18 protein-coding genes and 1 pseudogene are annotated in these 22,518 nt (G+C 50.0%); 6 read left to right on the top strand and 13 right to left on the bottom strand.

Annotated elements, in window-relative coordinates; translation table 11 throughout:
- Nucleotides 1-82: 82 nt before the first annotated feature.
- On the bottom strand, nt 83-1,018 hold the full coding sequence (gene cyoE, locus Q6A92_RS07090) for a heme o synthase (RefSeq protein ID WP_274397551.1): 936 nt from the start codon (nt 1,016-1,018) through the stop codon (nt 83-85).
- Nucleotides 1,019-1,382: 364 nt separating this feature from the next.
- On the opposite strand from cyoE, the gene Q6A92_RS07095 reads away from it, so the two are divergent.
- Nucleotides 1,383-2,303: a COX15/CtaA family protein gene (locus tag Q6A92_RS07095; protein WP_274397552.1), complete on the top strand. Its 921-nt coding sequence runs from the start codon at nt 1,383-1,385 to the stop codon at nt 2,301-2,303.
- 97 nt (nt 2,304-2,400) lie between these two features.
- Here Q6A92_RS07095 and pyc read toward each other — a convergent pair whose 3' ends face one another.
- The 4 genes and pseudogenes from pyc to Q6A92_RS20260 all read right to left on the bottom strand — a co-directional run.
- Nucleotides 2,401-5,847, bottom strand: coding sequence for a pyruvate carboxylase (gene pyc / locus Q6A92_RS07100; protein WP_274397553.1), 3,447 nt, complete (start codon nt 5,845-5,847; stop codon nt 2,401-2,403).
- Complete coding sequence (locus tag Q6A92_RS07105) at nt 5,828-6,988, bottom strand: FtsW/RodA/SpoVE family cell cycle protein (protein WP_274397554.1); 1,161 nt, start codon at nt 6,986-6,988, stop codon at nt 5,828-5,830. The genes pyc and Q6A92_RS07105 overlap by 20 nt, the downstream gene beginning before the upstream one ends.
- Nucleotides 6,989-7,230: 242 nt before the next feature.
- Nucleotides 7,231-7,500, bottom strand: coding sequence for a DUF1507 family protein (locus Q6A92_RS07110; protein ID WP_443029700.1), 270 nt, complete (start codon nt 7,498-7,500; stop codon nt 7,231-7,233).
- Between the two features lie 1,028 nt (nt 7,501-8,528).
- Nucleotides 8,529-8,834: pseudogene (locus Q6A92_RS20260) on the bottom strand (MFS transporter); the annotation flags it as partial.
- A gap of 431 nt (nt 8,835-9,265) precedes the next feature.
- On the opposite strand from Q6A92_RS20260, the gene Q6A92_RS07115 reads away from it, so the two are divergent.
- Entirely contained in the window at nt 9,266-9,475 is a 210-nt protein-coding gene (locus Q6A92_RS07115) for a YlaI family protein (RefSeq protein WP_332237486.1), read from the top strand.
- Nucleotides 9,476-9,612: 137 nt separating this feature from the next.
- Here Q6A92_RS07115 and typA read toward each other — a convergent pair whose 3' ends face one another.
- Nucleotides 9,613-11,466 carry a translational GTPase TypA gene (gene typA, locus Q6A92_RS07120; protein ID WP_274397558.1) on the bottom strand — a complete coding sequence of 618 codons (1,854 nt, stop codon included), beginning with the start codon at nt 11,464-11,466 and terminating at the stop codon, nt 9,613-9,615.
- A gap of 210 nt (nt 11,467-11,676) precedes the next feature.
- Here typA and Q6A92_RS07125 point away from each other — a divergent pair, with 210 nt between their 5' ends.
- Complete coding sequence (locus Q6A92_RS07125) at nt 11,677-11,862, top strand: hypothetical protein (RefSeq protein ID WP_274397559.1); 186 nt, start codon at nt 11,677-11,679, stop codon at nt 11,860-11,862.
- Between the two features lie 31 nt (nt 11,863-11,893).
- Here Q6A92_RS07125 and Q6A92_RS07130 read toward each other — a convergent pair whose 3' ends face one another.
- The 6 genes from Q6A92_RS07130 to pdhA form a co-directional block, all read right to left on the bottom strand.
- Nucleotides 11,894-12,724: an inositol monophosphatase family protein gene (locus Q6A92_RS07130; protein ID WP_274397560.1), complete on the bottom strand. Its 831-nt coding sequence runs from the start codon at nt 12,722-12,724 to the stop codon at nt 11,894-11,896.
- A 241-nt stretch (nt 12,725-12,965) separates the two neighbouring features.
- Nucleotides 12,966-13,154 carry a hypothetical protein gene (locus tag Q6A92_RS07135; protein WP_332237487.1) on the bottom strand — a complete coding sequence of 63 codons (189 nt, stop codon included), beginning with the start codon at nt 13,152-13,154 and terminating at the stop codon, nt 12,966-12,968.
- A 359-nt stretch (nt 13,155-13,513) separates the two neighbouring features.
- Nucleotides 13,514-14,923 (bottom strand): dihydrolipoyl dehydrogenase, encoded by a 1,410-nt coding sequence (gene lpdA, locus Q6A92_RS07140; protein ID WP_332237488.1) that lies wholly within the window; start codon nt 14,921-14,923, stop codon nt 13,514-13,516.
- A gap of 2 nt (nt 14,924-14,925) precedes the next feature.
- The gene (locus Q6A92_RS07145; RefSeq protein WP_332237489.1) at nt 14,926-16,203 is read right to left on the bottom strand and encodes a dihydrolipoamide acetyltransferase family protein; all 1,278 of its coding nucleotides are present in this window, start codon (nt 16,201-16,203) and stop codon (nt 14,926-14,928) included.
- Between the two features lie 59 nt (nt 16,204-16,262).
- A complete protein-coding gene (locus tag Q6A92_RS07150; RefSeq protein WP_274397564.1) occupies nt 16,263-17,240 on the bottom strand; it encodes an alpha-ketoacid dehydrogenase subunit beta in 978 nt (325 codons plus the stop codon).
- The gene (pdhA, locus tag Q6A92_RS07155; RefSeq protein WP_274397565.1) at nt 17,240-18,328 is read right to left on the bottom strand and encodes a pyruvate dehydrogenase (acetyl-transferring) E1 component subunit alpha; all 1,089 of its coding nucleotides are present in this window, start codon (nt 18,326-18,328) and stop codon (nt 17,240-17,242) included. Before pdhA ends, Q6A92_RS07150 begins: the two co-directional genes overlap by 1 nt.
- Nucleotides 18,329-18,717: 389 nt before the next feature.
- On the opposite strand from pdhA, the gene def reads away from it, so the two are divergent.
- Nucleotides 18,718-19,272 (top strand): peptide deformylase, encoded by a 555-nt coding sequence (def, locus tag Q6A92_RS07160; protein ID WP_274397566.1) that lies wholly within the window; start codon nt 18,718-18,720, stop codon nt 19,270-19,272.
- 121 nt (nt 19,273-19,393) lie between these two features.
- On the opposite strand, the gene Q6A92_RS07165 is transcribed toward def, so the two are convergent.
- Nucleotides 19,394-20,182, bottom strand: a complete 789-nt coding sequence (locus Q6A92_RS07165; protein ID WP_332237490.1) for a Cof-type HAD-IIB family hydrolase — start codon at nt 20,180-20,182, stop codon at nt 19,394-19,396.
- Nucleotides 20,183-20,545: 363 nt separating this feature from the next.
- Between Q6A92_RS07165 and Q6A92_RS07170 the strand changes: the two genes are divergently transcribed.
- Nucleotides 20,546-20,755, top strand: coding sequence for a DNA-dependent RNA polymerase subunit epsilon (locus Q6A92_RS07170; protein ID WP_274397568.1), 210 nt, complete (start codon nt 20,546-20,548; stop codon nt 20,753-20,755).
- 4 nt (nt 20,756-20,759) lie between these two features.
- Nucleotides 20,760-22,466: a ribonuclease J1 gene (rnjA, locus tag Q6A92_RS07175; protein WP_332237491.1), complete on the top strand. Its 1,707-nt coding sequence runs from the start codon at nt 20,760-20,762 to the stop codon at nt 22,464-22,466.
- The last annotated feature ends 52 nt before the right edge of the window (nt 22,467-22,518 follow it).

Consider the following 22,518-nt stretch of genomic DNA (forward strand, 5'->3'; position numbering starts at 1 on the left):
AGCCGTACAATTCGGTACAACAAAAAAAGGACGCCGGCCGGCGCCCCTCTCTTCGTATTTTGTTATCTTCGGCTGCCGGCAATTATAAAAACGTTGAAACGATCATCGCCAGGAACAGAAGCGTCATGTAGTTCAGCGAGGCGACAAACATGATTCTCGACCATTTTACCGTGTCTTTCGTATATAGTCCGTACACAGAAAGAGCCAGCCAGCCAAAGCCCAGAATCACCGCGGCCGCTGTATAAACGGCACCGAGCGAATAAAGAAGCAGAGAAACCGGAACAAGGACGGCAACGTAGATAATCATCTGACGCTTCGTTATCCCGAATCCGGCCACGACCGGCAGCATCGGAATGCCCGCACGCCGGTATTCTTCGACACGCTTAATCGCCAGGGCAAGAAAATGGGGAGGCTGCCAGAGAAACATGATCATGAACAGCAGCCAGGGAACGGGCGAATTAAGCGAAGGATCAATGGCCGCCCAGCCGATAATCGGCGGCACAGCCCCGGCAATGCTCCCGACAATTGTATTGATCGAATGCGTCCGTTTCAGCCACAGGGTATAAATAATAACATAAACGATCAAGCCGATCAGGCCGAACAAGGCAGACGTCTGGGAAGCTGCGAAAAGCGCCGCAAGCCCGGCAAACGATAGAATGATTCCCATCGTCAAGACTTTCTTTCCTTCAAACCTGCCTGTCGCCGAGGGGCGCTCCTGCGTTCTTTCCATTAATTGATCAATATCACGGTCAATATAATTGTTCAAAGAACATCCGCCCGCGATAATCAGCCCGGTTCCGACAAGAACAAAAAGAACCGGGAAAATAAAAGAGGAGATAGGCTGCTGAGTGAAATAGAGCGCAAGCCAGACACCCGTAAAAACGGTAATCAGGTTTGAATTGACAATTCCCATTTTTACCGTTGTCAAAACATCTTTAAACGTCATGCCGACGGCGTCGGCAGACTCAAGCGTCTCTTTCTTTTCAAATGTTTGTCCGGATACAATCGTTTTATTCATTTTCAGACCTTCCTTCCAAGAAATAGCCGGCACTTCATCCGGTCCCTATCCGGTACGGCAATTGCCGCGTACCGGAGCTCCCGATTTCATATCGTTTAAATGTAAATGGAAACTTACCTTTTATCTGCAATCCGTTCTGAATAATTCACGCCCAGTTTTATTATAAATGAAGGCCGCCGCTTTGTCTTCAATAAAGTACAATGATATTAATCACTTATCCGTTGCGATGAGCCGACAATGCTCGTACAAAATAAAGGCCGACATTCTCGCAATTGATCCCGGATCTGTTAGAATATAACTGTAAAAAGCTTTATGAATCATGCCTTTATATGCTGCCGAAGCATAGGAAAACAGGAGGATACATATGAAAGACCGCTACTTGAGAATTATGAGCATCGCAGGTGTACTGTCCGTTTTAATTGTCATACTGATGGGCGCTCTCGTGACGAATACCGGATCGGCTTACGGGTGCGGAAACAACTGGCCGCTCTGCAACGGACAGGTGATTCCGACCGCGGATAAACAGCAGACGTGGATTGAGTTCAGCCACCGGATCGTCTCCGGAATAGCATCAATTTTAACTGTCGTTCAGGCCGTCTGGATCTGGATCCGGCTGAAACATGTGAGAGAAACAAAGTTTCTGGCGATCGCCTCCGTCTTCTTTATTTTTCTTCAGGCATTTCTCGGGGCGGCCGCAGTCGTCTGGGGACAATCCGGTCCCGTCCTGGCTCTCCATTTCGGCATCTCGCTGCTTTCGTTCGCCAGCATGCTGCTGATCGCTTTTATTGTTTTTGAGGGAACAGGGCCGCACGCCCGCCGGATCGCGCCGCCGATTCACCACGGCATGCGCTGGAACTTTATTCTGCTGAGCATTTATTCCTACATTCTGATCTACTCGGGCGCCTTCGTCCGCCATACGGGATCCACTCTCGGAAGCACGGACTTTCCGCTCATCAACGGGCGCTTGTTCCCGCAGCCGCTCGTCAGCAAAGCGGGTGTCCAGTATCTGCACCGCGTTTTGGCGTTCATTATTCTGCTCTGGCTGATCGTTACGCTGGTTGTCTGCTTAAAACGCTATAAAAACGTTCCCAGCCTGTCCGTCACTCTGTTTCTATCGCTCATTTTCGTCCTTCTTCAGTCTGTTTCCGGAATCATCATTATTAAGTCGCATATGGCACTCTATTCTTTAATTCTGCATTCCCTGTTTGTCACCTGCTTCTTCGGATTACTGATGATTCTGCTGATGCTCAGTCTGAGGAAAACCGGCGGACCGGAACACCGATGACCCGCAGCAGCTGCTGCATTACTTTATGTTGAATGCCGAAAAAGGAGAGGAGCGTACGCTCCTCTCCTTTTTTAATTATTCAGCGCTTCTTGCCGCTTTAATCCGTCAGCTCGATCATCAGGTCGCCCGTCTCAATAACATCATTTTCACCCACATAAAGCTTCTTAATGATACCGTCGCTCGGTGCCTGAACGGTCGTTTCCATTTTCATCGCTTCAGTGACCAGCAAATGATCGCCCTTCTTTACACGTTCGCCGGAAGAAACGAGCACCTTGATGACCGTGCCGGGCATCGAAGCCCCGATCTGCATCGGATTATTTTTATCGGCTTTCGAATGAACGACTTCCGTCGACTGGATGTTCATGTCTTTAATCGAGACTTCGCGGGGCTGGCCGTTGAGTTCAAAATAAATGGTTCGCGTTCCGTCCTTATGCGGCTGGCCGACCGAGATCAATTTCACGATCAGCGTCTTTCCCTCTTCGATTTCGACAGCAACCTCTTCGCCGAGGCGGAGCCCGTAGAAGAACGTCGGCGTGCTGAGGACGGCAAGCCGGCCGTAAGTCTCACAGAAATGCAGATAATCAATATATACCTTCGGATAGAGCGCGTACGACAGCACTTCACTTTTATTAAAGTCGCGCTCAAACTTTTCTTCAAGCATTGTCCGGATATCATTAAAATCTACCGGTTCCAGATGCTTGCCCGGACGGTCGTTCAACGGTTTTCTGCCTTTCAGGATAATACTCTGCAACTCTTTCGGAAAACCCTGATAGGGCTGGCCGATTTCGCCCATAAAAAAGTTAACGACCGAATCGGGAAAATCCAGCGTCTCGCCTTTTTCAAAAATATCGTCCTCAGTCAGATCATTTTGCACCATATAAAGAGTCATGTCTCCGACCACTTTTGAAGAAGGGGTCACTTTCACGATGTCTCCGAATAAAAGGTTGACCCGGCGATACATATCTTTAACTTCTTCAAAGCGTGTGCCGAGCCCGACGGCGATCGCCTGCTGACGAAGATTGCTGTACTGGCCCCCCGGCATCTCCAGCCTGTATATCTCGGCATTAGATGTCTTCATGCCGCTTTCAAACGGAAAATAGTAACGGCGCACTTTCTCCCAGTAGTGGCTGAGCGACTCCAGAGCGCCGATATCAACCTGCGGACGCCGCTCGCTTTCGCCGATGGCATAATAAAGCGCATTGACGCTCGGCTGCGACGTAGTGCCCGCCACGGCCTCAACCGCGACGTCGATAATATCGACACCTGCTTCCACCGCGCGGGCGTACGTATAAACGCCGTTTCCGCTTGTGTCGTGCGTGTGAAGATGAACGGGAATCGTCAGCGTATCTTTCAGCGTCGAGATGAGCCGGTAGGCGGCTTCGGGCTTCAGCAGGCCGGCCATATCTTTAATGCCGAGAATATGTGCTCCGGCATTTTCCATTTCCTTCGCCAGTTTTTTATAATAATCCAGATTATATTTTGTTCGCGAACCATCGAGAATGTCCCCTGTGTAACAGAGGGTAGCTTCGGCAATTTTCCCGCTTTCAATCACCGCATCCAGCGAAACCCGCATACCCTCCAGCCAGTTGAGACTGTCGAAGACACGGAAAACATCGACGCCTTCTGCAGCGGCCTCTTTGACAAATTCTCTAATCAGATTGTCCGGATAATTTTTATAGCCGACGGCATTGGACCCGCGGAGCAGCATCTGAAGAAGAATATTCGGCATTCTTCTGCGGATTTCGCGCAGCCTTGCCCATGGATCTTCTCTCAGAAATCTGTAGGCCGTATCGAACGTCGCGCCGCCCCACGCTTCTTCCGAAAACAGATGGGGCAGCAGATGCGCCGTTTGTGCCGCGATGCGGACAATATCCCTGCTTCTGACGCGCGTGGCGAGCAGGCTTTGATGCGCATCGCGGAATGTAGTGTCCGTAAGCAGGACATGCTGCTGCGCTTTAATCCATTCCGAAACGCCACGGGCTCCCTTTTCCTCAAGAATCTGCTTCGTTCCTCTCGGAAAGGCATCGGAAAGCTTTACATCTGGAAGAGGCGGAACGTCGAACACCGGTTTTTTATTTTTGGGAATCCCCGGATATCCATTAATCGTCACGTTGCCGATATAGGTCAGCATTTTCGTTCCGCGGTCGCGGCTTTTTTCAAATACGAACAGCTCGGGTGTCGTGTCAATAAACGTTGTCGTGACACGTCCGGAAAGAAAATCCGGATGCTGGACCACATTGACCAGAAAAGGAATGTTGGTCTTCAGGCCCCTGATGCGGAATTCCTTAAGGTTGCGCAGCATCTTGGCCGCGGCACTCTTAAACGTCCTTCCCGAAGTAGAGAGCTTGACCAGGAGAGAATCATAGTACGGCGTGATCACGGAACCGGTGAACGCATTTCCTGCATCGAGGCGCACGCCGAACCCTCCGCCGCTGCGGTAGGCAACGATTTTCCCCGTATCCGGCATAAAATTATTGCTTGGATCTTCCGTCGTCACTCGGCACTGAATGGCATAACCGTTTGTATGAATATCTTTCTGCTCGGGAATCAGGACCGGATCTTCGTGCAGGCCGTATCCCTCAGCAATCAGTATTTGCGATTGAACAATATCAATCCCCGTAATCAGCTCCGTTACCGTGTGTTCAACCTGAACGCGCGGATTGACTTCAATAAAATAAAATTTACCGGAAGGAACAATGAGAAATTCCACAGTCCCGGCATTCAGATAGTTCACGCTCTTCATCAGCCGGACTGCTGCCTCACAGATATCGTGGCGCAGTTTATCGCCCAGCCCCCGGCTCGGCGCAACTTCAACGACTTTCTGATGGCGCCGCTGAACGGAACAGTCTCTTTCGAAAAGATGCACCGTTTCTCCCGACTGATCGGCGATGACCTGAACCTCGACGTGACGGGGATCGTCGAGGTACTGTTCAACATAGACGTCCTCTTTGCCGAAAGTCTGTTTGGCCTCGGACTTGGCCCGCACAAACGCTTCCTCCAGGCTTTCATTACTGCGGACAATGCGCATGCCGCGTCCGCCGCCGCCGAGCACGGCCTTGATGATGATCGGAAAACCGTGCGCCGCGGCAAAACGCCTGACATCGTCTACGGAATTTACCGGCCCCCCGGTACCCGGGATCACCGTGATTCCTGCGCGCTCCGCCGCCGCCCGTGCCGTCGATTTGTTCCCGAAGGTCACCAGATGTTCAGGCTTCGGGCCGACAAAAAGAATCCCTTCCTCTTCGCATCGCCTGGCAAAGTCCGCATTTTCCGACAGAAAACCATAACCCGGATGGATGGCGTCAACGCCGTGAGCTTTGGCAATCTCGATAATGTTCTCGATATCAAGATAAGCTTCGGTCGGCTTTTTCCCCTCGCCGACCAGATAGGACTCGTCGGCTTTATAGCGATGATAGGAGCCGATATCTTCTTTCGAATAGATGGCGACCGTACGGATGCCGAGTTCAGTGCATGCTCTGCATACACGAATGGCAATTTCACCCCTGTTGGCAACAAGCAGCTTTTTAATAGAGCGTTGTGACATTCTCTTTCTCCCTTTCTGTTGTAACGCTTGATCTCCTCATATTGACAAAAGCAGATATGTTTATCAAAACACAGATTGAAAAAATCATAATCAGCAATGATGAGCCGCCGTAACTTATAAAGGGCAGCGTGACGCCGGTAATAGGAATGAGCCCTGTCGCAGCACCGAGATTAATAAATGTCTGGATCGCCAGCATGCTGGAAATACCGATCGCCAACAGGCTGCCGAAGACATCCTTGCAGCGGATCGCCGTCACAAATCCCTTAAAGACCAGATAGGCGATGCATAGTATAACAAAAAGGATACCGAGCAGCCCCAGTTCCTCGCCAATGATGGCAATGATAAAATCCGTTTGCGGTTCCGGTAAAAATCCCGTCTTTTCAATGCTGTTTCCTAATCCGCGGCCCGTCAGACCGCCGGCCGCAATGGCAACGTAGGAGTTGATCAGCTGGCGACCGGTTGTGCTCGCAACTGAAAACGGATCATAGGCGGCCTGAAATCTCTGGGTCTGATAATTAAACAGAAATTTAACAAACATCAGGCTGATAAACCCGCCCGTGGAAACAGCCAGAAAAAAGAGATGCCTGATTTTTAAGCCGGAACACAATACCATGACCGCGGAAATAAAAATAAGAATCAGAGCCGTCCCCAGATCCGGCTGCAAGGCAACCAGAATAAAGAATACCATGACAATAATAAGCGGGGGGAGCACGGATGTCTTAAAATCGGAAATGGATTTCTGCTTATTCGAGTAAACAGAAGCCAGATAAAAGATCAAAGTAATTTTCACGATTTCCGCCGGTTCAAAGCTTACCGTACCGACGCTGAACCACGACTGAGCGCTGTTTACGGTTTTACCGGCAAAATACAGCAGAACAAGCAAAACAAGCGAAACAATAATCAAAGGTTTCACGAAAGACCGATAAGCCTGATAAGGGAACAGCATACCGAAAATTCCTACCGGAACGGCTATCAGGCACCATACAAACTGTCTGACAAAAAAATAATCCGAAGGTTTCTTAAGGACAAGATCCGCCCACACACTGCCGGCGCTGTATACCATGATCAGCCCGAAACCGACAAGGAGGAGCATCACAACAAGCAAAGAATAATCGTAGTAGCGAAATAGTTTCTTAATCATGCAAGTCACCTGTTTAATTCATTTCTCCGCGGGGCACCGAGATCACCCTTTAAAACCGGAATCATGTCAATGCGCGGATAAGGCGTGAGCATTCAGGGCGATGCCGCAAACCGAATGGGAAGCCCAGACAGGACACGTCTGACGATCGGTCTTCCTTTCCGATCAAAAATAGGCTGCTAGTGCAAAAAAAGCCCAAACCAACCCCTTACAGAATGTAACGAGTACAAGTTTGAGCGATTAATTTATTTGTGTGTCGATGCCTCATGCAGAGCGGAAACCTGCTGCTCAAGAGAACCAAGCAGCTCTCTTCCTTCATCGGCACGAATGAGACCCAAACGAACCGCGAAATCAATTTCGCGTGATAAGCCGAACATTTGCGTATCCAGCACTTCTTCATAAAGCGGACACTGGGGCATTGTCAAATTCTCCATCTGCACCCCAATAAGCTGCAAAATTTTCTGCGCATCGGCTTTCAGCAGTTCATGGGCTTTTTCACGTTCACCTATGGCCATTCCGGTGGACAATCTGATCCCCCCTGTCTCATTCAACATCTATGTTTAATCTTACATTCCCTATCTTGAAATTGCAAGAATAATCACGGGATAGGGAAAATGCATTAAAAAGCAAAGGATACTCTTTCTATAAACGGTAAAATGAGACAAAACACCCTCTCCGGAGCCTCTTCCGTGCCCGAATGAGCGGCGCGGAAACACCATTAATTCTCCGAAAAGCGATCGTTTGGCACGGATGGCAGTCTATTTTTTTGAACGTTCATGCGGATGGAGCTTGATTCCGCTGAAAAAGAAGGCTATCCGGCACGGACAGGCGGTGCATGGGTCCGATCTTTTTCTCCGGCCCGCACGAATGCCTGTGAATCGTGATGAAAATTGCCGGAAAATGCCGGATATCAGTAAAACGCCACTCATCAACAGGAAAAATGCAAAATATCATTAGTAGATAGCAGAATATCGGCAGTAACGGTCAAAGCATCAATTGATGGATCCACCCACTGCCGCAGTCTATCGGTCATAGCCGGGCGGTTTTCGGTCGCTATGCACGGGGTTTCGGTCGGGGCGGGGCGGTTTTCGGTCGCTATGCACGGGGTTTCGGTCGGGGCGTCTTTCGCGATTTTCCGCGTCGTTACAGGGGTGGCTTGCGGCCGGCTTTCGCTTCTTTTCTCGCTCACAGCAGTTTATCGGTCGCCGCACCGGATTTATCGGTCGCCGCGCCCGATTCCGATTCTGTTGCACCTGATCTATCAAATTGTTAGGGAAGTTATTGATCGCGGAAACGCTCTCCTTCTTGCGAAAGATTGACGGCCTCAGGAAAAACCGTTCATCGGCTGACGGCCCAGCAGGAAAATGAGCTTAAGATACCCAATATAATGTAATGCTAAACAAAATGTCGTACAGTGCTACTTAAAATATATTCCTGGTTCAGATAAATTCAATTAGGATCAGCTTTCTAATCTGAAATATCGGAATTTGCGGTTATCCTACCAGCTAATTCTGGCAATGTTTCATGTGCATACCTTCGCCGATCAATAACAGCCAACATGTTTTAACAGGCAGTGAAATATGAATGCGGATACTCCCAGCAAAATAATGATCACAATATAGAGATAAGCGTTGGACATCTGTTTAGCGATAGCCCCTCCTATTACTGGTCCGATCGCTCTTCCGTCGGTGGATGATATAGTCACAAAGCTTTGATAGGATCCTTTTTGCCCCATTGGCGCCATTGAACGGATTATGGCCGGTATCGCCGGAAACGCAAACACTTCGCCAAAGGTCAGTAAAATAATTGCAATTAAGAAGCCCGCATACTGGCCACTGAATATGAGAACAACGAAAGATAAAAAAGTATGCCTATATTATGTTTTATAAGTTTGGGCCACTTTCTTAATCATCTGCGATATAAGAGACTTCCTCGCAACAATCAGCCAAGCATTCACTGTCCATAAGAAACTATACTGCTTCATTGAACTATTTAATTCAGGCAAAAGAGCTGCAGACTCGCCTGATGCAAGCGGAATCCGTTAAACAGAGGATCGGGCACGGTATCAGCACTGGGCAGATCGCCTGCTGAACCATCCGGTTACCCATTGTTATGATTAACTTATAGTAACAGTAAAGAACTTTTTTCCATGTCGCATTAATCCCTAAGCCCTGCGGACAGGGATGATCAGTCGGCCGGCCGGACCCTGCCTGCATCTTTCTCATAAAAAAGATGAAAACCTGCTATACTTGATAGGTAGGACAAAGGGGGTTGTGAGATATGCGGGTCAAATGCGTTTTGTGCGGAAAAATCTGCCAGCTCGATGATCAGTCGGCAGTCGCCAAACGTCTGAGAAACCGGCCTATTCATACTTTTATGTGCGAAGATTGTTCGAAACGAATCGGCGAACGGACAAGAGCACGCTGGGCGACAGGCAAATTCACCCTTCATTTGCCTGCAAAAGGGAAAAAAAGCAGCAAAGAACGGTAAAAATCCTTTCGCGGCGTGAGCGGCGGCGCGGATGACGGCCGGAAAAATGCCGATATGACTTTCTTTGAAATGCACGCTTTAACCATGAAAAAACGTCTGCAGAAAAACTGCAGACGTTTTTTCATAATCAATCGGCATCAGCCGTTAAATTTCGGAATCTTGCTGCCTCGTCTCTCAAAGCGCTCGCGCTCGCCTTTATTCAGGATTTTTTTACGCATCCTGACGCTCTTCGGCGTGATCTCGCAGTATTCATCCTCATTCAGATAAGACAGCGAATCCTCAAGAGACATTTTTCTTGCTTCTTTTAAGGTCACGGTCTGATCCTTGTTTGACGACCGGACATTCGAGGCATGCTTGGCTTTGGTCACGTTGACGGTCAGATCATCTTCACGGTTGTGCTCGCCGACAATCATCCCTTCATAGACACTGACGCCCGGCCCGACAAACATCTCGCCGCGGTCTTCAAGAGCCGCCAGAGAGTAAGCCGTCGTCTGTCCCTGGTCCATAGAAATCAGCACGCCGTTCCTGCGTCCGCCGATCTCCTCCTTAATAAACGGAGCAAAGTGATCGAAGGAATGATTCAGAATTCCGTAACCGCGCGTGTCGGCCATGAACTGCCGGTTATAGCCGATCAGTCCGCGGGAAGGGATCATAAATACCAGCCGTGTCTGTCCGGGCTGCTCCTGTCTCATGTCCTTGAGTTCAGCCTTCCGTGTCCCCATCGATTCAATGACAGCCCCGACGTATTCCTCAGGCACGTCGATCTGAACAGACTCATAAGGCTCGCAGAGTTTGCCGTCAACTTCCCGGGTGATGACGCTCGGCTTCGAAACGGAAAGCTCAAAGCCTTCACGGCGCATGGTTTCGATTAGGATCGAAAGGTGAAGTTCGCCGCGTCCCGAAACGATCCATGAATCATGCGAATCGGAATTAAGTTCCACTTTCAGACTGACGTCGCGTTCCATTTCCGCCATCAGACGATCTTCAATCTTTCTGCTTGTGACATAGTTGCCTTCCTGTCCGGCAAAGGGACTCGTGTTCGGAAGGAAAGTCATCTTCAGCGTCGGTTCATCAATTCTGAGCGGAGCAAGCGGTTCAATTTTATCAACATCATTAATCGTATCGCCGATATCAATATCGGAGACTCCCGTGATCGCGATGATGTCCCCGGAGGCAGCCTCTTTAATTTCGGTTCTTTTAAGCGCATGGAATCCGAAAAGCTTTGTAATCCGGAATTTTTCAACGCTTTTTCCGCCGTTTTTAACCAGCGCCGCTTCCTCGCCGACCTTGATTTTGCCGCGATAGATCCGCCCGATGCCGATGCGGCCAACGTAATCGTTATAATCGAGCATCGTTACCTGAAACTGCAGACCCTCGTCGCGATTGTCGACCGGAGCGGGTACATCCCGCAGAATCATATCAAGAACAACGCTCATATCCTGATCGACATGGTCGGGATCGGTGCCCGCAACGCCGTTAACTGCCGAAGTATAGACTACCGGGAATTCCAGCTGGCTTTCATCGGCACCCAGATCGATGAATAGATCGATCACTTCATCCACAACTTCGCGGGGCCTTGCCATCGGTTTGTCAATCTTATTCACAACAACGATCGGTTTCAGATGTTCCTCCAGAGCCTTTTTGAGAACGAATCTCGTCTGAGGCATACAGCCTTCGAAAGCGTCGACCAGCAGCAGCACGCCGTCGACCATTTTCATGATCCGCTCGACTTCTCCTCCGAAATCGGCATGACCCGGGGTATCGACAATATTTATCGTATGGTCCTTGTAAGTCAGACTCGTATTCTTCGCCAGTATTGTGATGCCGCGTTCCCTTTCGATTGCGTTTGAATCCATCGCCCGTTCATGGATCTGCTGATTTTTGCGGAACGTCCCCGACTGCATCAGCAACTTGTCGACAAGCGTTGTTTTGCCATGGTCGACGTGTGCGATAATCGCAATATTTCTCAATTCTTCCCTGCGTTTTGTCATTTCTTTTAACTCTCCTCATTTATTTCCAATGACTGATTATAATTAAATAATTTATTCCGTAAAATACACATGCAAATTATTTTCTCACAGAGGAAGCCTTTTTGTCAAACTATCATATTTCTTTGAAAAATTATTTCTTGGTTGAATCGGATACACGTCCGTTGTACTTTTTTCTTTCTCCGATTATGATTGTTGGTGGAGGTGCTCATTATGATGAATGTTTTTCTCGCTATTCTGGCCGTTTTGGTTGTCGCCGCTTTAGTCGGGGTCGCCGGAGCCATCGCCTACGGAAACGGTCTGCTGGCTCTGCTGGCCGCTTTTGCCTTTATCCTGTTCATGTGGCTCGGATTCTTTATCAAAGCGAAACAGCAGGCGTCACGGACGCCGAAAAAGTAAGGCTGTCAGAAACAAGGCTTTACGCCGGGTCTTAATGCGGTTCGTTCAGAAACTTTCCGGATGCCGTCTGACGGCCGATGTGCCGCGCGATCGCCCCGTGAAGCTCAGGACCGGCGGTCAGTATCGACGTGACGGAAAGCAGATCAATCGCGGTTCCGTCTGCCCGTGTTGCGGTTCCGCCGACTTCATCGATCAGAATCAGTCCGGCGGCAAAATCCCACGGCGACAATCTCATGGTAAAGTAGGCGTCGATCAGCCCGGCGGCAACGTAAGCCAGCTCAATAGAAGCCGCCCCGTAGGCTCTGGTACCGCTGCACCTGCGGACGATATCCGTGAGAATATCCTGATCGATCCGTCTGTTCGGTTTGATCCATGTCGCGCTTAGATCAATCAGGGCGTCCTCAACAGCGACTTTTTTCAGAGGCGCAAGCCGTGTTTCGTTGCGAAAGGCCCCGTTCCCGGCAAGACAGTGAAACAGCTCGCCGGCCATCACGTCATAGATCAAGGCTGCTTTGCCGGCCCCGTTCTCGTAGACGCCGATGGATATGGCGAAAAAGCGCCGCTGCATCACAAAGTTAATGGTTCCGTCAATCGGATCGAGAAACCAGACGACGCCGTCCGTCGAACCCGGAGCATCCCCGAAGCCCTCTTCCGAAACAATTTTATGATCTGGGTAATAGTCTTTTATCTTTCCGACCAGAAATTTCTCAATTTCCTTATCCATATTTGTAACCAGATCGTTGTGGGCACTCTTGCAGCTGACTTCAAGAGGCGCGGAGAATGACTGCTTTAATCGTTCTCCTGCCTCCTTTATCCATTCTGTCGCCCTTTTCTCAAGAATCAGCCAGTCTTTTTGATTCATTTGATCGCTCCCTCGCAGGCGGGTTCCCGTTTCCGCGCAAGGCGGACACTTCCAGGCCCTTCCGTGTGCTTCTTTATTACTTAAAATAGTAACGCATTTTGCTGCAAAAAGAAAAATCACCGCCTGACTGCGATGATTAAAATGGGCTTCGGTATCGAACGGGCAGACTTTTATCTTTGTCTTCAGCCATGACGAAAAATAACAGAACGGTCAAACCTGCGGTCCGCAATCCGTATCCTGCTCAAATCTCCAAAAGAATCATTTCGCGCCTTAATTCTTCCAGCTTCTCTTTGCACTGTTTTATCGTCTCAGCTTCTTTTTGCTGCATCGCCCTGTGTAAAAGCGCCAATTCCGCATCAATTTCCATGCGCACAATCGGGATTCTCTTTTCGGCATCTTTCCTGTTAAGGGTTTGATTGAGTTGCTTCATGGCAGCCGCCACATCCCTTCCATTATCGTTTCCAAGAGAGCTTTCAAAAAAGGGACATTTAATAAAGCTCAATATTCAGTTTTCAATCGGGTTTTGCTTTAGTTTATGCTGAAAAAACGCTCATATTGCTATTAAAAATTCCTGTTTTTTCAAAGTGCCGAACCCATTTATTCTGAAAAATCAAGCCCGCCCCGGCGATTTAAAGCACTTCGGCCGTCGCTTGCCATGAACACTCCGATGCCCGCGGATCCGCAAAGACTTAAAAAAGTTTTGATTTCATGTTTTATAAACCGCTGAATAATGGCCGGCAGGAAACAGGCGGTGAAGCAAGCCGCCCTCCGCCCGTTCCCGCCAAAAGATTATTTAGCTATATGAATCGGTTTTCCAAGAACGACATCGGCCGCTTCCATAGCCATCTCGCCGAGCGTCGGATGCGCATGAATCGTCAGCGCCACATCTTCTGCCGTCATTCCGGATTCAATCGCCAATCCGAATTCCGCGATCATGTCGCTCGCATTGGTTCCGACGATCTGTGCTCCGAGAATCAGGCCGTCCGACGCACGGGCGACAATTTTCAGAAAACCGTCCGTTTCACCCAGCGAAAGTGCCCGGCCGTTTGCCGCAAACGGGAACTGGCCGGATTTAACCTCGTAGCCCTCCTCCTTTGCCTGCTCCTCCGACAGGCCGACGGTCGCAATCTCCGGATCTGAAAAGACAACGGCCGGCATCGCACGGTAATCCACTTCTGAAGACTCACCGCCGATAGCTTCGGCAGCCACCTTTCCCTCATAGGAAGCTTTATGTGCCAGGGCGAGCCCGGGAACAATGTCCCCGATTGCATAAATTTTTTCCGATGTCGTTTTTCCCTGCTTATCAACCTTGATCAGGCCGCGTTCCGTTGTTTCGACTCCGGCCAGGTCAAGACCCAGATCTTTCGTATTCGGGCGCCGGCCGACCGTAACCATGACATAATCCGCATCAAAAGCCTTGGTTTCTCCCTTGATCTCGGCCGTCACTTTTACGCCGGACGGTGTCTCTTCGACTCCCTTTGCCATCGCTTCTGTGAAGATTGTGACGCCCTTGGCTTTCAGCCTCTTCTTTACGGGAGCAATCAAGCGTTTGTCGAATGCCGGGAGAATCGAAGGTGTCCCCTCAAGAATGGTCACTTCGGTGCCGAAACTGGCATAGGCAGAACTCAGCTCAATGCCGATATAGCCGCCGCCGATCACCACCATCTTCTTCGGCACTTCTTTAAGGGCCAGAGCCGCGGTGGATGAAAGCACCCGGTCGCTCCATTTGAAACCGGGAATTTCGATCGGACTGGAGCCTGTAGCGATGATGCAATGGTTGAACTTGTAGCGCGTCGATTCATAGCCATGATTGACCCGGACCACATCCGGCTCCACAAATAGTGCTTCTCCTTCTACAAGTTCGATGTTATGCGCTTTGAGAAGGCTTCTGACGCCCCCGGTCAGACGGCTGACGACCGTCCCTTTCCATTCCTGGAGTTTCAGAAAGTCCAGTGAAACATGGTCGGCCTTGATTCCGTAATCATCTGAATGCTTTGTCTGCTCAAAACGATGACTGGCTGAAATCAGTGCTTTCGAAGGAATACAGCCGACATTCAGGCAGACTCCTCCGACATGTTCTTTTTCAATAACAATGACTTTCTGGCCAAGCTGAGCGGCACGGATCGCGGCTACATAACCGCCCGGGCCTGCTCCGATGACAACTGTGTCAGCTTCCGTCGTAAATTCCCCGACAACCATTTTTACCCCTCCAAAATTAGGCGCTGTGGATCAGATAACAGCCTTTTTATTTTATTCATTGCCCGTTGAGCCGTGGCACCGTCGATCAGGCGATGGTCAAAGCTCATGGACAGAGCAAGCATAGGTGCCGCAACAATTTCTCCATCGCGGATAATAGCCTTTTCCGCAATACGTCCGATTCCCAGTATCGCCGATTCCGGCTGGTTGATGACCGGCGTAAACCACTGCCCGCCTTCGGATCCAATATTCGTTATCGTGCACGTCCCGCCCCTCATCTCCTCCGCGGCCAGTTTTCCGCTTCTGGCTTTGTCTGTCATTTCTTTAATTTCCCCGGCAATTTCATACATCGATTTCGCTTCCGCATGTTTAAGGACGGGAACAACGAGACCGGCCTCGGTATCGGTCGCTATTCCGATATTGTAATAATGCTTATAGACGATTTCCTGATGTTCTGCATCAAGAGCCGCATTAATCACCGGAAAAGCTTTGAGCGCGGCAATGAGCGCCTTGACAACATAAGGAAGATAGGTCAGTTTCACGCCTTGTTCCGCTGCTTCCTCTTTAAAAAGTTTTCGGTGGGCGACGAGTTTCGTGACATCGGCTTCATCCATCAGGGTGACGTGCGGCGCTGTCCGCATTGATTGAGCGGTTGCCTTGGCGATCGCCCGCCGGAGGCCGATAAATTTTTCCCTTGTTTCGGGAAAGCCGCCTTCGTTAAACTTCTGTACCGGCGGCTCAGATTCCTCTTCCGCACGTTCCGGAACGGACGGCCGCGGTTCATTCGCCGGCGCGATAAAGTGATCTACATCTTCCCGGAGCACGCGGCCGTTTTTCCCCGTTCCCTTCAAAGTTTCAATATTGATTCCCTTTTCTCTGGCATATTTCCGCACGGATGGCATGGCGATGACACGGCGCGACGGCTGGTCATCCGAGGCAGCCGCACGGACATGATCCTTTTTCACAGCCTCTTCTTTTCCGGACCCCGATACCTGTTCCGGAACGGAAGCTGTCTCCTGTGCCGGATCCGGCTCATTTTGATTTGTATCCGACTCCAGTGTAACGATCACAGTTCCTACCTCAACGGTTTCGCCTTCTTCAGCATTCAGTTCCAGCACCTTCCCGTCAACCGGGGAAGGAATTTCCACAACTGCTTTATCATTTTGTACTTCGGCAAGCGGATCATCTTCTTTTACCTGATCGCCTGGCCTGACAAGCCATTTGACGATCTCGCCTTCATGGATTCCTTCACCGATATCCGGCAATTTAAATAAATAGGCCAACGGGGCTTCCCTCCTTCTCATGTTTAAAGCGCGGTTCTTTTTTTTCTCTATGGAAAATGTCAAAACCCGACAATTTCCTTTACCTTGCCGATCACGTCGTTCTCATTCGGAAGCCAGACATCTTCTGCAGCCGCAAACGGAAAAACTGTGTCCGGTGCGGTGACGCGGCCGACGGGCGCTTCTAAATACAGGAGGGCGCGGTCATTGATTTCCGCGATTACATGGGCGGCAATGCCCGCCTGCTTTTGCGCTTCCTGGACAACTACGGCCCGGCCTGTTTTTTTAACGGATTTCGCGATCGTTTCGACGTCAAGCGGGCTGATCGTTCTCAGATCGATCACTTCGGCGTCAATGCCTTCTTTTTTCAGCTGTTCGGCGGCTTTCAGCGAGGTCCTCACCATTGCTCCGTAAGTGATAATCGATATATCGGAGCCCTCCCTCGCTATCTTCGCCTTGCCGATTTCGACCGTATATTCATTTTCGGGAACTTCTTCCCTGAACGAACGATACAGCTTCATATGTTCAAGAAAAAGCACCGGATCATTATCGCGGATCGCAGAAATAAGCAGCCCTTTCGCATCATAGGGATTAGAAGGGATCACCACTTTCAGTCCCGGGCATTCGTAGAATAATCCTTCCAGATTATCCGCATGCAATTCGGGGGTCTTGACTCCGCCTCCGAAGGGAGAACGGATCGTCACAGGCGCCTGATAAACACCGCCCGACCGGTAACGCAGACGCGCAAGCTGCGAAGCGACGCTGTCCATCGCTTCAAAAACAAAACCGAAAAACTGGATCTCCATAACCGGCCTGTATTTTTGGAGCGCAAGCCCGAGGGCAAGACCGCCGATTCCGGATTCAGCAAGAGGCGTATCGAAAACACGGTCTTCGCCGAACTCATCGTAGAGTCCCTCCGTCGCCCGAAAAACGCCCCCGTTCTTTGCCACGTCTTCGCCGAAAACAAGGACATCGCCATCATTCCTCATTTCCGTGCGAAGCGCATCCGTAATGGCCTGAATCATCGTCATCTGTGCCATCATTGCTCCCCCTCTTTCTCTCTGTACTTGGCCAGCTGTTCCCGTACATTCTGCGTCGGTTTTTCATACATATTGTCAAGCAGGTCGCTGACCTTTTGCTTCGGCACCGTATCGGCTTTTTTGAGTGCGAGAGCAACGTCTTCCTTTGCCTTGGCAACCGTTTGTTCCTCGTCCTCGTTCGTCCAGAGCCCCAGATTCTGTAAAAAAATTCTGAAACGGATCAGCGGGTCCCTTTTTTCCCATGCGCTCGTCAGATCCTTGGTCCGATAACGGGTCGGATCATCTCCCGCCATGGTATGGGGGCCGTACCGATAGGTCAGTGTTTCAATCAGAGTCGGCCCGTCCCCGCCGATCGCCCGCTCGCGCGCATCCCTGGCCGCCGCATAGACGGCGAGCGGATCCATCCCATCGACCTGAACGCCTTTAATCCCGGCAGCAAGTGCTTTCTGCGCCAACGTTTTCGCCGCCGTCTGCTTCTCAACGGGAACGGAAATAGCGAAGCGGTTATTCTGGCTGATAAAGACCGCCGGAACTTTATAAACGCCCGCGAAGTTCAATGCTTCATAAAAATCACCCTGAGAAGTGGCCCCGTCGCCGAAATAAGAAAAAGCGACGTTCCGCTTTCCCCTCTTTTTCAGGCCGAGCGCAATCCCCGTCGTCTGTGTGCACTGCGCGCCGATAATAATCTGCGGCATCAGCGCATAGCAATCTTCCGGAATCTGTCCGCCTTCAAAATGGCCGCGTGAGTACAAAAAGGCCTTGTAAAGCGGCAGCCCGTGCCACACCAGCTGCGGAATATCGCGATAAGACGGAAGCAGCCAGTCCTCTCTCTCCATCGCAAACTCACTGGCCAGCATCGAAGCTTCCTCTCCCGCAACCGGTGCATAGAAACCAAGACGCCCCTGTCTATTCAATGAAAGTGCGCGCTGATCCCATATTCTTGTATAGACCATGCGAAACATCAGTTCTTTAAGCTTTTCATCTTCTAATTGGGGCATAGCCTGTTTATTGACGACGCGCCCCTGTTCGTCGAGGATCCGGAAGGTTTGAAAATGATCCTCGATCTGTTCTAAATTTTTTGCAGACATATTTCCACCTTCTCCTTCAGAATGTGTTTTTCATTTTTGAAAAACAAAATGACAAATATCACAAAAGCGCTTTCATCTTCCGAGACCTGCCGCGCGGAGAACCGGCAGTCCTGCCTCTCAGAAGTGGGATTTTTCTCTTTATCTGTCGTTTTTACTTTTCCCAGTCAGAAAAAAATAAACTGCGACATAAAGCACATTTTCAGTTTATAATACCTGATTCGGCTAAGTCAAACGTGAGGCTTCCCGACAGGCATCGGCTGCCGATTTAAACGGAAGCGGACGGACGGCCCGGATGCCTCCTTTCAAACAGCATAGTAAACATAGCCCGATTTTAATGATACACTGTACTTACAGAATTAATGGATGGAAATAAAGGAGTGGCATCAATCATGATTACAATGGACGACATTATACGGGAGGGCAACCCCATTCTTCGACAGACGGCCAAGGAAGTCCCGCTTCCGGCAACCGGCGATGAGAAAGAGACATTGAGAAAAATGCTCGAATTTCTAAAAAACAGCCAAAATAAGGAAACCGCTGAGAAATTCAATTTGCGCGCCGGTATCGGTCTGGCAGCACCGCAGATCGCCATCAGCAAACGGATGATTGCGCTGTTGCTGGACGACGATCATGGGAAACACTATGAATACATGCTGTTTAATCCCAAAATAATCAGCCATTCCGTTGAAAATACGTACCTCGAAGGCGGAGAAGGCTGTCTTTCCGTCGATCGCGAAGTTCCCGGCTTTGTGCCCCGCCACGCGCGCGTGAAGGTCAAAGCATTCGACATCGACGGGAAACCGCTGACGCTGCGGCTGAAGGGCTATCCCGCGATTGCAATTCAGCATGAAATCGACCATTTGAACGGTATCCTTTTCTTCGACCGGATTGATAAATCCGATCCGTTCAAAATACCCGACCACGTTGCCGATCATGAACTTTAATGAAAAAGCCCGGGCAGCATTAAGCAGGCCCGGGTTTTTTCATGCCTATACAATTCAGAGCGCCCTTTTGCCGGCACAGCCTTCCGCTGTTTTCCGGAATTCTTTTTTCCGGCGCTGCCTTTTATAAAAGTCCGATATTCTTAAGGCCGTAATAGACGCCGTCCTTGTTTACGGGACGGGTCACGAAATCCGCGGCTTTTTTTACGCCGGCGACCGCATTGCCCATGGCGACGCCCGTCCCGACAAACGACAGCATCTCGACATCATTGTTGCCGTCTCCGAATGCGCAGGCCTCATCGGCGGACAGATTCATTTTTTCAAGTATGCTTCCGATTCCCGAAGCCTTGGATCCGCCGTTCGGTATGACGTCAACTCCATAGGGATGCCAGCGGACATAGCGGAATGTGTTCAGCGGCTCTTTCCTTAAGTAGCTCGAATCATCCCGTTCCGAATAGAAAAGCAGTGCCTGATAGATGTCATGCTGCTTATAAAAACCGGGATCTTCTTCAGGAAAAGGGAAATTTAATTTTAAACTGGCAATCCCCTTCTCAACCCGATCGTTTTTTTTGCCGTCAATTCTCATCGTTTGTTCATTAAGAAAAACAAGCCGGTTTCCAATTTCCGATGATTCTTTCTCCAGCTCCTGAAGTATCGGTCTTGAAAGCGGGTTCCTTAACACCGGTTCATTCTCATGCACGACATAAGATCCATTATAGCTGACAAACGTATGGATATTCAGCTGCCTTCTCAAATCAGCGAACATGAAAGGACCCCTGCCGGTCGCAACCGCTGTAATAATGCCTTTCCTCTGTAACTTTTCGATAGCCTCCGCCGTCGACTCAGGTATCTTTTTGTCCTGGTCATACAGTGTATCGTCGATGTCGAAAAAGACTATTTTTATTTCGGACATCGTCAATCCCCCTCAGTATTTTTTCATGATGTTGAATAGACGGCGTCATCCGGTTTTCCGGCGGCCGGCGGAAGAGCGGGCGGAATGCTTTAACAGACAGCCTTCCCTCTTTCTCCGCGGATCAGCCAGGATTTAAGCCGGTCAAGCACGCACTTTTTAATTATAGCAGGTCGTCAAGGAGGACTGAGGTATTTTTTCCTTAATAATTTGTAAAAACTAATGAGACGGAAGGGCGGACCGTTTGATAAAGTCGGGCCGCGGCGCATAGCCGTCCTGCGGTCAGATATCGTCAACGATGAAAAACCTTTGCTTTTCATATATAATGAGTCTTAGAATCATTATACTCAGAAAGGAGCAGGCAATATGGTTTTCAAAGTACTGTATCAGAAATCGAAGGAGGAGGTCCCCGTGCGGGAAAACACGGAGACGCTCTATCTTGAAGCCGACGATGTCCGCGACGTTCGGAAAAAACTGGCAGACAGGCCGTATAACGTTGAATTTATTCAGCCGCTGAGCGGTAAATTTCTCGAATACGAAAAGCAGTCTGCCGACTTTAAATTGGAGAAGATATAATCTTATGAAATTTGTTAAAAACCATCAGACTGCGGTATTCTCACTGGGCGGACTGGGTGAGATCGGGAAAAATACCTACGCAGTGCAGTTTCAGGACGAGATCATTGTGATCGATGCAGGAATAAAATTTCCCGAAGATGATCTGCTCGGCATCGATTACGTAATCCCCGACTACAGTTATCTGGTCAAAAACGCCGACAAAGTAAAAGGCCTTTTTATTACGCACGGGCATGAAGATCATATCGGCGGTGTGCCCTATCTGCTTCGCGAGCTCAACGTTCCGATCTATGCGGGCAAGCTCGCCGCGGGTTTAATCCGCAATAAACTGGAGGAACACAATCTCCTGCGCCAGACCGTCATTCATGAAATCACAGAAGACGACGTGATCAAGTTTCAGAAAACTTCCGTCAGCTTCTTCCGAACGACGCACAGCATTCCCGACTCATACGGAATTGTCGTCAAGACACCGCCCGGCAACATTGTCGAAACAGGCGATTTCAAATTTGATTTCACGCCGGTCGGCGGCCAGATTGCCAATCTGACAAAGATGGCGGAAATTGGAAAAGAAGGCGTGCTCTGCCTGATGTCCGACAGTACAAACGCCGAAATTCCCGGATTTACGATGACGGAACGGGAAGTGGGAGAAAATATTAAGGACATTTTCAGGAAGGTGGACGGGCGGATCATATTTGCGACCTTCGCCTCAAATATCCACAGGCTTCAGCAGGTTGTCGATGCTGCCGTCGACACGGGGAGAAAAATCGCCGTGTTCGGCCGCAGTATGGAGGCTTCGCTGGCCATCGGCGAAGAGCTGGGCTATATCCAGGCACCGAAGGATACGTTTGTCGACCATCAGCAGATTAATCATCTTGCCGACAATCAGGTAACCATCCTGTGCACAGGCAGCCAGGGGGAACCGATGGCCGCATTGTCCCGAATCGCCGGAGGAACCCATCGCCAGATTCAGGTGCAGCCGGGCGACACGGTTATCTTTTCAGCGTCCCCCATTCCGGGCAACAAGGTAAGCATCAATCGGACGATCAATCAGCTTTACCGGGCGGGAGCCGACGTGATCCAAGGCAAGCTGAACAACATCCATACTTCCGGCCACGGCGGCCAGGAGGAAGAAAAACTGATGCTCCGGCTGCTCAAGCCGAAATTCTTCATGCCGATTCACGGGGAATACCGAATGCTGAAAAAGCATGTGGAAACGGCACATGCTTGCGGAATTCCATACGACCATTCATTTATCATGAATATCGGCGATGTACTGGCACTGGATCAGAATCAGGCCAGCGTAACCGGAAAGATTGCTTCGGGCTCCGTGTACATCGACGGAAGCGGCATCGGCGATATCGGCAATATTGTGCTGCGCGACCGCCGCATTCTTTCAGAGGAAGGACTGGTCATTGTCGTCGTCAGTGTCGACATGGAAGCCCACAAAATTCTGGCGGGACCCGACATCATCTCAAGAGGATTTGTTTACATGCGCGAGTCCGGAGACCTGATCAACGAGGCTCAGGAGCTGCTGACAGCGCATCTGCAAGAAACCATGCTTCGCGGCGCGCTGCAGTGGTCCGACATCAAGAGTGAAGTGAATGAGATTCTTGCTCCTTTCCTCTATGAAAAAACGAAGCGCAAGCCGATGATCCTTCCAATTATCATGGAGGTCAACGAAAAAGGAAACAAACAAGTAGAAAACAGCCGATAAGAAAGATAAGGAAAACCGGGCGCTTTGCCCGGTTTTTTTCTTATAAAAAAAT

The sequence above is a fragment of the Sporolactobacillus sp. KGMB 08714 genome (assembly GCF_036598985.1).
In the GTDB taxonomy this organism is placed as follows: domain Bacteria; phylum Bacillota; class Bacilli; order Bacillales; family Sporolactobacillaceae; genus Sporolactobacillus.

Excerpts from the sequence above, each read along its gene's own strand:
- Q6A92_RS07110 (WP_443029700.1), bottom strand. The coding sequence starts at position 7,500 with ATGGCCATAGGTGAACGTGAAAAAGCCCATGAACTGCTGAAAGCCGAT.
- def (WP_274397566.1), top strand. The coding sequence starts at position 18,718 with ATGATTACAATGGACGACATTATACGGGAGGGCAACCCCATTCTTCGA.
- Q6A92_RS07170 (WP_274397568.1), top strand. The coding sequence starts at position 20,546 with ATGGTTTTCAAAGTACTGTATCAGAAATCGAAGGAGGAGGTCCCCGTG.
- typA (WP_274397558.1), bottom strand. The coding sequence starts at position 11,466 with ATGACAAAACGCAGGGAAGAATTGAGAAATATTGCGATTATCGCACAC.
- Q6A92_RS07115 (WP_332237486.1), top strand. The coding sequence starts at position 9,266 with ATGCGGGTCAAATGCGTTTTGTGCGGAAAAATCTGCCAGCTCGATGAT.
- lpdA (WP_332237488.1), bottom strand. The coding sequence starts at position 14,923 with ATGGTTGTCGGGGAATTTACGACGGAAGCTGACACAGTTGTCATCGGA.
- cyoE (WP_274397551.1), bottom strand. The coding sequence starts at position 1,018 with ATGAATAAAACGATTGTATCCGGACAAACATTTGAAAAGAAAGAGACG.
- Q6A92_RS07095 (WP_274397552.1), top strand. The coding sequence starts at position 1,383 with ATGAAAGACCGCTACTTGAGAATTATGAGCATCGCAGGTGTACTGTCC.
- Q6A92_RS07150 (WP_274397564.1), bottom strand. The coding sequence starts at position 17,240 with ATGGCACAGATGACGATGATTCAGGCCATTACGGATGCGCTTCGCACG.
- rnjA (WP_332237491.1), top strand. The coding sequence starts at position 20,760 with ATGAAATTTGTTAAAAACCATCAGACTGCGGTATTCTCACTGGGCGGA.
- Q6A92_RS07105 (WP_274397554.1), bottom strand. The coding sequence starts at position 6,988 with ATGATTAAGAAACTATTTCGCTACTACGATTATTCTTTGCTTGTTGTG.
- Q6A92_RS07125 (WP_274397559.1), top strand. The coding sequence starts at position 11,677 with ATGATGAATGTTTTTCTCGCTATTCTGGCCGTTTTGGTTGTCGCCGCT.
- Q6A92_RS07130 (WP_274397560.1), bottom strand. The coding sequence starts at position 12,724 with ATGAATCAAAAAGACTGGCTGATTCTTGAGAAAAGGGCGACAGAATGG.
- pyc (WP_274397553.1), bottom strand. The coding sequence starts at position 5,847 with ATGTCACAACGCTCTATTAAAAAGCTGCTTGTTGCCAACAGGGGTGAA.
- Q6A92_RS07135 (WP_332237487.1), bottom strand. The coding sequence starts at position 13,154 with ATGAAGCAACTCAATCAAACCCTTAACAGGAAAGATGCCGAAAAGAGA.
- Q6A92_RS07165 (WP_332237490.1), bottom strand. The coding sequence starts at position 20,182 with ATGTCCGAAATAAAAATAGTCTTTTTCGACATCGACGATACACTGTAT.
- pdhA (WP_274397565.1), bottom strand. The coding sequence starts at position 18,328 with ATGTCTGCAAAAAATTTAGAACAGATCGAGGATCATTTTCAAACCTTC.